5 protein-coding genes and 2 rRNA genes are annotated in these 11,841 nt (G+C 76.0%); all 7 read right to left on the reverse strand.

Annotated features, from left to right (window positions below; genetic code table 11):
* Positions 1–7: 7 nt before the first annotated feature.
* Positions 8–187, reverse strand: coding sequence for an MbtH family protein (locus AB0N04_RS17770; protein WP_360209550.1), 180 nt, complete (start codon positions 185–187; stop codon positions 8–10).
* Positions 184–3,303: a beta-ketoacyl synthase N-terminal-like domain-containing protein gene (locus AB0N04_RS17775; RefSeq protein WP_360209548.1), complete on the reverse strand. Its 3,120-nt coding sequence runs from the start codon at positions 3,301–3,303 to the stop codon at positions 184–186. The genes AB0N04_RS17770 and AB0N04_RS17775 overlap by 4 nt, the downstream gene beginning before the upstream one ends.
* Positions 3,300–6,629, reverse strand: a complete 3,330-nt coding sequence (locus tag AB0N04_RS17780) for an amino acid adenylation domain-containing protein (protein ID WP_360209545.1) — start codon at positions 6,627–6,629, stop codon at positions 3,300–3,302. The genes AB0N04_RS17775 and AB0N04_RS17780 overlap by 4 nt, the downstream gene beginning before the upstream one ends.
* A complete protein-coding gene (locus AB0N04_RS17785) occupies positions 6,626–8,644 on the reverse strand; it encodes a non-ribosomal peptide synthetase (protein ID WP_360209542.1) in 2,019 nt (672 codons plus the stop codon). Before AB0N04_RS17785 ends, AB0N04_RS17780 begins: the two co-directional genes overlap by 4 nt.
* A 302-nt stretch (positions 8,645–8,946) precedes the next feature.
* Positions 8,947–10,965 (reverse strand): winged helix-turn-helix domain-containing protein, encoded by a 2,019-nt coding sequence (locus AB0N04_RS17790; RefSeq protein ID WP_360209539.1) that lies wholly within the window; start codon positions 10,963–10,965, stop codon positions 8,947–8,949.
* A gap of 595 nt (positions 10,966–11,560) precedes the next feature.
* Positions 11,561–11,677: ribosomal RNA gene (rrf, locus tag AB0N04_RS17795) — 5S ribosomal RNA — on the reverse strand.
* A 71-nt stretch (positions 11,678–11,748) separates the two neighbouring features.
* Positions 11,749–11,841, reverse strand: a 23S ribosomal RNA gene (locus AB0N04_RS17800); the annotation flags it as partial.

The following is an 11,841-nucleotide window of genomic DNA, read 5'->3' on the forward strand; positions in this document are numbered from 1 at the left end:
TGTCGTGTCAGCGGGCGCCGAGCGGGCGCATGTCGGTCCAGACGCGTTCGACGTGCTCCAGGCAGTCCGCCCGGGTGCCGCGGTACCCGGCGTCGCGCCAGCCCGGCGCGTCCTCCCGGTCGGCGGGCCAGATCGAGTACTGCTCCTCGTCGTTGACGACGACCCGGTAGTGCTGGTCCCCGGTCACGGCCGGTCCTCCCTCGGTGTCCCGCCCGGGGCCTGGCCGCCGAGCTCCTGTCTGACCTGTGCGGGCGTCATCGCCCGGATCTCGGCGAGCAGCCCGGCCAGGCCGTCCGGCTGCTCCGGCGCTGCGGGCTCCTGCGCGGCGGAGTCCGGCACGCCGGGTTCGTCCGCCACCGGGTCCGGCCCGGCGGGCCGGCGCGGCGGGTCCTGCACGGCGGGCTCCTGCGGCCCGTCCCGCCCGGCCAGGAGCGTGGTGACGGTGGCCGTCAGGCCGCCGAGGGTGGGTGTGTCGAACAGCGCGCCGACCGGCAGGTCGACGCCGAGCGCCTCACGGATCCGGGCGACCACCTTGGTGCCCAGCAGCGAGTGCCCGCCGAGGCCGAAGAAGTCCTGGTCCGGGCCGATCTCGGGGATGCCGAGCAGGTCGCTCCAGATCCGCCGGACGACCTCCTCCGGGGTCCCGGCCGGCCCGGGTGCGGCGGCCGGCTCCGCGGTCCGCGGCGCGGCCGCGCCGGGCTGCTCGACCCAGTGCCGCTCCCGCTCGAAGGGGTAGGTCGGCAGCGGCACCCGGCGGCGGCGCTCGGCCGGCCCGCCCCCGTGCAGGTCGACGTCGACCCCGGCCAGCCACAGCCGGCCGGTCGCGGCGGCCATCGCCAGCCGTTCGCCGCCCCGTTCCCTGGGCCCGGGCAGCGAGGGCGTGCTCCGCCCCCCGCCGGCCCGGTGCTGACGCACCAGGGTGGTCAGGGCGGCGCCGGGGCCGACCTCCAGCAGCGCGGACGGCCCGGCGAGCAGCCGCCGGACGCAGGCGTCGAACCGGACGGGCTCGCGCAACTGCCGCGCCCAGTAGGCCGGATCGGCGGCGTCGGCGGCGGACAGCGGCTCCCCGTCGAGGCCGGAGAGCACCGGGAAGCGCGGGGCCCGCGCCTCGAACCGGCCGACGAACTCCGCGAACTCGCCCAGCACCGGCTCCATCATCGCCGAGTGGAAGGCGTGCGAGGTGCGCAGCTCCCGGCAGTCGAGGCCCTCGGCGCGCAGCTTCGCGGCGAGTTCGGCGACCGGCCCCGGTGCACCCGAGGCGACGGAGAGGGCCGGCGCGTTGGCCGCGGCCAGCTCCACCCCCTGCGGCAGCCGGGCCGCCAACTCGGCGGCCGGCAGCGGCACGGAGAGCATCGCGCCGGGCGGCAGCGACTGCATCAGCCGCCCCCGGGCGGCCACGATCGCCAGCGCGTCCGGCAGCCGGAACACCCCGGCCAGGCAGGCCGCCGCGTACTCGCCGACGCTGTGGCCGGCGGCCGCCGCGGGCCGCACACCGCGGTGCTCCCAGAGCCTGGCCAGCGCGTACTCGACGGCGAACAGCGCCGGCTGGGTGATCCGGGTCTGCCGCAGCAGGTCGTCGTCGGGGGCCCGGTGGAGGACGTCGCGCAGGTCGAGGCCGAGCAGCGGGGCGAGCGTGTCGGCGCACCGGTCCAGCTCTTCGCGGAAGACCGGCTCCGTCCGGTAGAGCTCCTCGCCCATGCCCGCGTGCTGCGCGCCCTGGCCCGGGAAGAGGAAGGCGACCGTGCCGTCCGTGTCCTCGCCGTCGGCCGTGTCCAGGGCCGCCGGGCGGGAGAGCGCGTCGACGGCCTCCCCGGTGCTCCGGCAGGCCAGCGCGAGCCGGTGCTCGAACCGGCGCCGGGTGCGGCTCAGGGTGTGCGCCACGTCGGCGAGTTCGAGGTCCGCCCCGGCCCCGGCCAGGTGGGCGCGCAGCTCCTCCCGGGCCCGGTCCAGCGCCGGCGCCGTCCTGGCCGACAGCACCAGCACGTGCTCGGTGCGGGCCGTGGGGAGCACCGCGGGCTCCGGCGGCTGCTCGACGACGACGTGGGCGTTGGTGCCGCCGATCCCGAAGGAGCTGACGCCGGCCCGCCGGGGCGGTCCCACCACCGGCCACGGCGCCGGCGCGGTGCCGACGAGGAAGGAGGCGTCCCCGGCCAGGTCGGGGTGGGCGGTGGCGAAGTACGGGCTGGGCGGGACGACGCCGTGCCGCACGGCGAGGCAGGCCTTGATCAGGCCGGTGACCCCGGCCGCGACGTCCAGGTGCCCGGTGACGGCCTTGACCGAGCCGAGCGCGCGCCGCCCCCCGGAGGAGCCGAACACCTCGCGCAGGGCCGCGAGTTCGACCTGGTCGCCGAGGGCGGTGCCGGTGCCGTGCGCCTCGACGTACCCGATCGTCGCCGGGTCCACGGCGGCCGCCAGATGGGCGGTGCGCACCACGTCCACCTGGCCCTCGACGCTCGGCGCGGTGTAGCCGACCTTGGCGCGGCCGTCGTTGTTCACCGCGGAGCCCTTCAGCACGGCGTGGACGGTGTCGCCGTCGGCGAGCGCGTCCGCGAGGCGCCGCAGCACGACCACCGCGACCCCGCTGCCGCCGACCGTCCCGGTGGCCGACGCGTCGAACGGGCGGCACACCCCGTCGCGGGCCATGATGCCGCCGGCCTCGTACCGGTAGCCGGCCCGCAGCGGCAGCCGCACGTGCGCGGCCCCCGCCAGCGCCACGTCGCACTCCCCCGCGAGCAGGGCCTGCGCGGCCAGGTGCACCGCGACCAGCGAGGAGGAGCACGCCGTCTGGACGGCCATCGCCGGGCCGCGCAGACCGAGGTGGTAGGCGGCCCGGGTGGCCACCGCGTCCTTGTCGTTGGCCACCGACATCTCGTACTCCGAACCGACGGCCTCCCCCGCGGGCAGCAGGTGGTGGAGCAGGTAGCCGCTCATCCCGGTGGCCCCGTAGACCCCGACGGCGAGCTCGTCGACGTCGGCGACGTGCCCGGCCGACTCCAGCGCCTGCCACGCGCACTCCAGGAACACCCGCTGCTGCGGGTCGATCAGCCGGGCGTCGTGCGGCGAGTAGCCGAAGAAGCCCGCGTCGAAGCGGTCCGCGCCGTCCAGGACGCCGAACACCGGCACGTAGTCCGGGCGCCCGTACTCCGCGGCGGGCACCGAGCCGGCCAGCTCCTCCGGCGTGAACCGGCTGGTCGTCGGGCGGCCGTCCAGCAGCGCCCGCCACAGGGCCGTCACGTCCTCGGCGCCGGGGAAGCGGCCGGCCAGCCCGACGACGGCGATGTCCAGTCCACCGTCCTCGGTCATGACTCCCCCTCCCCCGCGTGCAGCCGCCGGGTGCGGGCCGCCAGGGCCCGCCGTCCGGGGGCGGTGGTCGTGGCGGTGGCGGCAGTGCTGGCAGTGGCGGCCGCGGCCGGACGGGCGGGCGCGGCGGTGTCCCGCCCGGTGCCCCCGTCGGCGTCGAGGAAGCGGGCCAGCCGCGCGACGGACGGGTAGCGGAACAGGTCGACCGCGGCGAGCCGCACGCCGAGCGCCTCCCGCAGCCCGGTGTGGACCTTCACCACCAGCATCGAGTTCCCTCCCAGGTCGAAGAAGTTGTCGTCGGCGCCGACCCGGTCCAGGCCGAGCACGGCCCGCCAGACCGCGGCCACGGCCGTCTCGGTGGCCCCCCGCGGCGCCCGGTACGGGGTGCCGAGCCGGGGCCGGGCGGTCGTCGGCACGGGCAGTGCGCGGTGGTCGAGCTTGCCGTTCGGGGTCGTCGGCAGGTCCGGGACGACCACGAACGCCTCCGGCACCAGGTAGTCCGGCAGGCTGCGCAGCAGGGTTTCGCGCAGGGAGTCGGCGCCGGGCGCACTGGCGCCGTCCGGCACCAGGTAGCCGACCAGCCGTCGGCGCCCCGGCTCGTCCTCCCGGACGACCACCGCGCACCGGGCGACCCCGGGGCACTCCCGCAACCGCGCCTCGGCCTCGCCGGGCTCGACCCGGTTGCCGCGGATCTTCACCTGTCCGTCGCGGCGGCCGAGGATGTCCAGGGTGCCGTCGTCACGCCAGCGGGCGAGGTCCCCGGAGCGGTAGAGCCGGGCACCGCCGCCCGCGAACGGGTCCGGCAGGAAGGCCGCGGCGGTGAGCCCCGGGCGCCCGAGGTAGCCGCGCCCGACCCCGGCCCCGCCGAGGTACAGCTCCCCGACCACGCCGATCGGCACCGGTCGCAGCGCGTCGTCCAGCACGTGGATCCGGGTGCCGGTCAGCGGCCGGCCGATCGGCACCGTCGGACCGCCCCGGTAGCGGCCGCCGGTGACCATCACCGAGGCCTCGGTCGGGCCGTAGGTGTTGTGGAAGGCGCGTCCGGCGCGCCACGCCTCGGCGACGTCCACCGGGCAGGCCTCGCCGCCGACGGTCAGCACCCGCAGGTCGGGCAGCTCCGCCGGGTCCATCGCCTGCAGGGCGATCGGCGGGACGTCGACCATCGTGATGCGCCGCTCCCGCAGGGTGCGGGCGAGGTCGGGGCCCGGCATCCGCTCCGCGCGCGGCGCGAGGTGCAGTTCGGCGCCGGCGCACAGGGCGGTGAGCAGGTCGGAGACGGCCGCGTCGAAGCCGGGCGCGTGGAAGGCGAGCACCCGGTCGTCCGGTCCGATCGCCAGCAGGTCGCGGATCGCGTCGGCCAGGTTGGTCAGTCCGCGGTGCGTGCTGACCACGCCCTTGGGGCGGCCGGTCGACCCGGAGGTGTAGATCAGGTAGGCGGCCTGGTCCGGGCGCAGGGTGACGGCGGGTCGGGACGCGGCGGGCTGCGGGTCGCGCGCACCGTCGCGGGCCGGGCCGGACTCCGGGCCGGATGTCAGCACGGTCGGTCCTTCGGGCAGCAGCGCGAACGTGCCGGGCTCGGCGAGGACCAGCGCGGTGCCGGAGTCCTCGACCAGGTACCGGAGCCGCTCGGCCGGCAGGTCGGGATCGAGCGGGACGTACACCGCGCCCGCCGCCAGGATCCCCAGGAACGCCGCCACGGCGTCCGGCCCGGGCCGCAGGCACACCCCGACCGGCGTCTCGTCGACGGCTCCGGCGGCGCGCACCGCGGCGGCGATCCGCTCGGCCCGGGCGCGGAGTTCGCCGTAGCTGAGCCGCTCGCGGGTGCCGTGGCCGTCGGTTCCCTCCCGGCCGGGTCCGTCGCCTCCCGGGGTGCCGGGCCCCGGGCGGCCGCCGTGGACCACGGCGATCCGCTCCGCCGGGACGGCGGCGATCAGCTCGGTGACCGGACGCCAGGGCGCCACCGGCGGCCGGGTCCCGCTCCAGGCGTCGACGGTCCGCCGCTCCTGCGCCGTCAGCAGCGGGAGGTCCTCGATCCTGCGGTCCGGGTCGGCGAGCGCCGCCGTCAGCAGGGTGCGCACGTGCCCGACGATCCGGGCCGCGGTGGCGGCGGTGAACAGCGAGGTGCGGTACTCCAGCCGGCCCGCGATGCCGTCCGGCCCCGGCGTCAGGGTCAGGGTGAGGTCGAACATCGCCGTGCCGGTGGGCAGTTCGACGCCGTGCACGGTGACGCCCGGCAGCCGCAGGCGTTCCGCCCAGCCGCTCTCCATCGCGAACATCACCTGCGCGAGCGGTGTGCTACCCGGGTCCCGCTCCACCCGCAGCCTGTCCACCAGGGAGTCGAACGGCAGCTCCTGGTGGGCGAGCGCGGCGAGCGTGGTCCCGCGGACCCGCTCCAGCAGGCCGCGGAAGGTGAGCGTGCCCGGCACCGCGGCCCGGAGCGCGACGGTGTTGGCGAACAGCCCGACGGCACCCTCGGCCGCCAGCGTCGTCCGCCCGGCGACGGGCGTCGCCACCACGAAGTCCGGTCCGCCGTAGCGCGACAGGACGGCCTGCCAGGCCGCGAGCAGCACCATGTACGGCGTGCCGGCCACCTCGGCGGCCAACCCGGCCGTACCGTGGGCGAGTTCGGCTGGCCAGTCGAAGGACAGCTCGGCGCCGGACTCGTCCAGCACCGGCGGCCGCGGCAGGTCCGTCGGGAGGCCGATCGCGGCCGGCGCCCCGTCGAGGTGCCGGCGCCAGAACTCCACCAGCTCCTCGGCCTCCGACTCGGCCGCCACGTCGACGTGCCGTGGCGCCGGCCCCGGGAGCGCGCCGCCGTAGGCGCGGGAGAGGTCGTCGAAGAGCAGGCCCATGCTCCAGCCGTCGCAGACGATGTGGTGCAGCTCCAGGTGCAGCACCCGGCGCTCCGCTCCGTCCTGGACCAGCGTCGCCCGCACCGGCGGTGCGGCGGCCAGGTCGAACGGCCCACCCTCGTGGTCGGCGCCGAGCCGCAGCCGTGCGCCCTCCGGCGCCCGCGGGAGCACCCACTGCCACGGTTCGCCGTCGATCTCCAGGAACACCGTGCGCAGCGCCTGGTGACGGGCCAGCACCCGGTCGAAGGCCTCGACCAGGGCGGCCTCGTCGAGCGGGCCCGCCAGCTCGAAGCGGAAGTGCACCTGGCACATCGGGCTGCCCGGCCAGAGCCGGTCGTGCAGCCACATCCGGCGCTGGGCGGCGGTCAGCGGGTGCAGGTCGTACTGTGCGCGCTCCTGCCGCAGCCTGCGCAGGAAGGCGGTCCTGCGGTCGTCCGGCAGCGCGCGCAGCCGGTCGAGCGGGTCGGGCGCGGTCATCGGATCGTCTCCTCGGCTCGCGGGCGGCCGGCACGCACGGACACGGGGGCCGCCGCGGCCTCCGGGCCCCCGGGCTCGGGGCCGACGGGATCCAGGCCCTCGAACTCCGCCAGGAGGTCGGCCACGTCGCGCTGCGCTCCCTCCACCGCGGGGGTGGCCTCGGCTGCGGCCTCGGCGGCGACCGGGCCCGCGGGGCCCCGCGGCGGCGTCAGCGCGGCCACGGCCGCGGCGAGCGAGGCGACCGTGGGGTGGTCGAAGACCAGGTGCAGCGGCACCTCCACCCCGGTGGCGGCGGACAGCCGGGAGCGCACCCGGGCCGCGGCCAGCGAGTTGCCGCCCAGGTCGAAGAAGTCGGCGTCCACCCCGTGGACCGGGACCCCGAGCGACTCGCGCCAGATGGCCAGCAGCTCCCGCTCGGCCGGCGTCGCCCCGGTGTCCGGGTCCGCGTCGGACCTCCCGTCGTCGCCCCCGTCGGCGGACGGGACCCGCAGAGCGGCCAGGTCGACCTTGCCGTTGGCGTTCAACGGCAGGCGCGGCAGCACCACGAACACCGCGGGCACCAGGTACCCGGGCAGCCGCCCGGCCAGTCCGGCCCGCACGTCCGCCGGGCCGACGCCGTCCAGGACGACGTGGGCGACCAGCCGCAGGCCACCGTGCGGGTCCCGGTCGGCCGACACCACGACCTCGACCACACCGGGCAGCCCCCGCAGCACCTCCTCGACCTCCGCCGGCTCCACCCGGTGCCCGCGCACCTTCACCTGCCGGTCCACCCGCCCCAGGAACTCCAGGGCGCCGTCCGCCCGCCTCCGGGCCAGGTCGCCCGTGCGGTACATGCGCGCGCCGGGCTCCGCCGCGAACGGGTCCGGCAGGAACCGCCGGGCCGTCAGCCCCGGCCGCCCGAGGTAGCCGCGGGCCACACCGTCCCCGCCGAGGAACAGCTCCCCCGGGGTTCCGGCGGGCACCGGCCGCAGGTCCTCGTCCAGCAGGTACGCGGCGCTGTTGGCGGCCGGCCGGCCGATCGGCACCGTCCGGTCCGCGCCGGTCACGTCCCCGCAGCGGTGGGCCGTGGCGTAGGTGGTGATCTCGGTGGGGCCGTAGAGGTTGACCAGTTCGGTGTCCGGGCAGTGCGCGGCCACCCTCGCCAGGGTGCGGGCGTCGGCCTGTTCCCCGCCGAAGGAGAGGCTGCGCAGCCCGCGGAACACCGCCGGGTCCTCCGCCGCCACCTGCCGCAGCAGCGCGGTGGGCAGGAAGAGCACGTCCACGCCGTGCGCGGCCAGCGCGCCGCGCAGCCGTTCGGCCACCAGCACGTCGTCCCTGGCCAGCCCGACCAGCCGGGCCCCGTTGAGCAGGGCGCCCCAGGTCTCCAGCGTGGCCGCGTCGAACGAGATGGTGGCCGCCTGCGCCGCGGTGTCCGTACGCCGGACCTCGATCGAGTCCGCGCTGCGCACCAGCCGGACGATGTTCCGGTGGGTGACGGCGACGCCCTTCGGCCCGCCCGTCGAGCCGGAGGTGTACATGATGTACGCGAGGGACTGCGGGCCGACCCGGACGTCCGGCCGGGTGGCGGGTTCGGCCGCCAGGTCCGGCGCGTCGACGTCGATCCGCCGCCCGGGCAGGTCGACGTCGTGCCGGCGGGTGCTCAGCACGACGTCGACCCCCGCGTCCCGCGCCATGTACGCCAGCCGCTCGGCCGGGTACTCCGGGTCCAGCGGCACGTAGCAGGCGCCGGCCTTCAGCGCGGCCAGCGCGCCGACGACCCAGTTCTCGTCGCGGACGGCCAGACCGACCCTCGCCTCGGCACCGGCCCCGTTGCGGAGCAGGTGGTGCGCGAGGCGGTTCGCCCGCTCGTCCAGCTGCCGGTACGTCAGCGCCGCCTCGCCGTAGCGCAGCGCCGGCGCGTCCGGCGTCCCGTCCGCCCAGTCCTCCAGCAGTCCGTGCACGGTGCGGTCGCCCGGGTAGGGCGACACGCTCGCCGTGGTCCGGTCGGACCGCTCCTGATCACGCCGGTCGCTCACCGTCGTTCCTCCCTGTCGAGGTGGTGCGCGGCCAGTCTCGCCAGGGGGCTTTCCGGTTTTCTTCAGGGGCGGTTCAGGCAGTCTTCGAGCGGCCTTCGAGTGGCCTTCGAGTCTCCTTCGAGTCGCCTTCCGGCGGGCCTGGAACGGCTGGTCACGGCCCTGACGGCCGACCGCAGGACGCCGGGGAGAACGGTGGGGAGAACGGTGGGGAGAGGTACCGGGAGAGGGTGGGGAGAGGGGTGGGAGCGGTACCGGGGGGCGGGTTTCGAGGGCCCGCCGGCCGGCCCGGGGAGAGCTCCGCGTCAGGCGGGTTCCGGCGCCCACTCGTGCGGTGCGGCCGGGGCGACGCCGATCTCCTGCATGCAGCGGGCGTAGAAGCGGTAGCGCCGCCGCGCCTCCCCGTGCCGGCCGGCACCCCGCAGGACCCTGACGAGCTCCATGTGCGCCTCCTCGTCGTAGGAGTCGCAGCGCAGGATCCGCAGCAGGCACGAGACCCGCTGGTCGACGTCGGAGGAGCGCGTCACCCGGGCGCGCAGGACGCTGACGTAGGCCGTCTGGGCCTCGTCGCGCAGCTCCTGCGTCCAGTCGGTGTACGGGTCGTCGGGCATGAACTCACCGACGTACAGGGCCTCGGCCGCCACCAGCAGCTCGTCGGCGGCGGCGTCACCGTGCCGGTGCGCCGCGCACGCGTCGGAGGCGGCGATCAGGAAGCGCTCCACGTCCACGTGCACCAGGTCGAGGTTGACCGCGACCGCCGAGCGGTCGGCGTCGATCAGGCTGGCGTGCTGGATCCGCCGGTCCGGGTCCAGCACCCTTCGCAGCGTGGAGAGTTGGACCGACAGACGGCTGCCGCCCGCGGCCGGGGACTGGCCGGGCCAGAGCAGTTCCATCAGCCTCGAACGCGGCACCGGGCGGCCGCGGGCCGAGACCAGGATCTTCAGCAGGTCGCGGGCCTTCTTCGACTGCCACTCGTTCGGGGCGATGCCGGATCCGGCCCGCAGCACCCGGAACCCGCCGAGGCAGAGCACGGCGATCAGCGGCGTCCGCCGGGCCACGACCGTGAGCGCGTCCGCCACCCCGGGGGCCAGCGACACCCCCCGGTGACGCAGGGTCTCCTCCTCGGAGCGGGCCGTCCGGCTCCCCGTCGCGCCGCGCTCGGCCGCCGCCACCGTCCGCACCCGCGCCTCACCCGGGCGGTCCCCGACCGCGCGGTATCCCAGCCTGGCCTGCTCGAACAGGGCGGCGGCGGCCCGCGGATCCACCGCGACCAGGCCCAACAGCTCCATGGCCTCGGCGCCGGTCGCGGGCTGCTCCCGCCGCTCGGCGATCAGCCTCGCCTCCTCGCCGTCCGCCATCGCCGTACCGGTGTCCCCGCAGACCAGCGCCACCCAGGCCCGGGCCAGCAGTGCGGCGGCCCGCCCCGCGCCGTCCGCACCGGCCACGGCCGACTGGACGTGCTGCCGGGCCAGCACCGGATCGTCGGCGACGACCACCCGGCCGAGCTCGCCGTGGATCGCGGCGTCCAGCGCCCGGGCCGCGGGCCCGGGCGGCAGCTCCTTGGCCGCCGCCTCCAGCGCCGCCCTGGCCTGCCCGAAGTCCCGTCTTCGGCGGTGCACCGCCCCGAGGACGAGCAGGCCGTAGGCCTCGTCGTGCCGGACTCCCGTGGTCTCGCGCAGTCTTGCGGCATGCACGGCGTCCACCAGCGCGTCGTCGAGCCGGCCCGCCCGGGACTTCGCGTCCGCACCGACGCTCAGCGCGAACGGTTCCAGGCCGAGGTGCCCGCCCGTCCGGCACAACCGGACCCCGACCTCCGCCTCCGTGAGGGCCACGCCGAACTCCTCGCGGTCGATGGCGTGCCGGGCGCGGTACAGACTGGTCATCAGCCCCAGCAGTGCCGGGTGGCCGGACGGCGCGAGGTCCAGTGCTAATCGACGGTGCTCGTCGCCGAGCGCCTCGTCGCCCGTGTGGCCGGCGTGCAGGGCCATCGCCCGGTGCCCGGCCGCCCGGCTCGCGGCGTCCAGACCGCGGCCCTCCGCGACCGCGCGGCGCGCGCAGGCCGCACTGCGGTCCACGTCGCCCCAGCTGCGGTACCAGACCGAAGCCAGGCAGGCCAGTTGCACCCGGTCGCGCACCGCGAGACCCTCGTCCCGGACGGTGCCCAGGACGGCGACCGCCTCGGCCAGCCCGCTGGTCGCGTAGGCGGTGAGTACCGCCCGCAGGCCGGACGGTGCCCCGTCGGGTGCGGGGACTCCCCCGATGCCGGACACTCCCTGGTCGACCACGGGGTCACCGTTGCCGGCGAGCAGGAGTTCCGCGGCCACACGGTCGCCTGACGCGACGTATCTGCCCAGGTTCACGTCGATCCTCCGAATGAAGTCGTTCGCGGACATTTCATTCTGTGCACGCAGCACCTGACCGAGGGGGCCGACGGACGGGTCGGCCTCGGCTCGCCAGGTGGATCGTTTTCCTCAAGTGCGGCGGATCAGCCGGCACGAGGGACAGGGGGATGCCGATTCGACTTCGATTTCGATGAACATCGACATGTGCAGATGCCCTCTCCGGCCCCCCGTTGCGGACACCGGCAATCCGGCAGTCCGCGACCGCACGCTTCGGCAACTCGCTCCGGGAGATTATGTGAACGTTCTGCGCACAGCCAGGGTTCGGCACTGTGACGTGGGTCATACCGCCTCGTGGCGGCGCTGTCGGCCACTGCCGTCCGGGCAGGGAGGCTGATCGTTCTCCGTCGATTCCGGCCGTCCCGACCTCCGGCCGGCAGCCCGCGCGGCTTGATCGACTTGATCGTCATGATCAGGCCGGTCTGCTACGGCCCGTCCGGCGGCGCTGATCGCAGGGGGAAGCCCGGAAACGCAAAGAACCCCCGCCGGATATCCCGGCGGGGGTTCTTCGTGAATGATTGTTCGGCGGCGTCCTACTCTCCCACAGGGTCCCCCCTGCAGTACCATCGGCGCTGTGAGGCTTAGCTTCCGGGTTCGGAATGTAACCGGGCGTTTCCCTCACGCTATGACCACCGAAACACTATGAAACTGTCGACCCGCCGACAAGGCAGTCGTTGTTTCAGAACAACACAGTGGACGCGAGCAACTGAGGACAAGCCCTCGGCCTATTAGTACCGGTCAACTCCACCCCTCACAGGGCTTCCATATCCGGCCTATCAACCCAGTCGTCTACTGGGAGCC

The organism is Kitasatospora sp. NPDC051702, from assembly GCF_040681575.1.
Taxonomy (GTDB): Bacteria; Actinomycetota; Actinomycetes; order Streptomycetales; family Streptomycetaceae; genus Kitasatospora.

Coding starts and splice junctions, on each gene's coding strand:
- AB0N04_RS17775 (WP_360209548.1), bottom strand. CDS start 3,303: ATGACCGAGGACGGTGGACTGGACATCGCCGTCGTCGGGCTGGCCGGC.
- AB0N04_RS17780 (WP_360209545.1), bottom strand. CDS start 6,629: ATGACCGCGCCCGACCCGCTCGACCGGCTGCGCGCGCTGCCGGACGAC.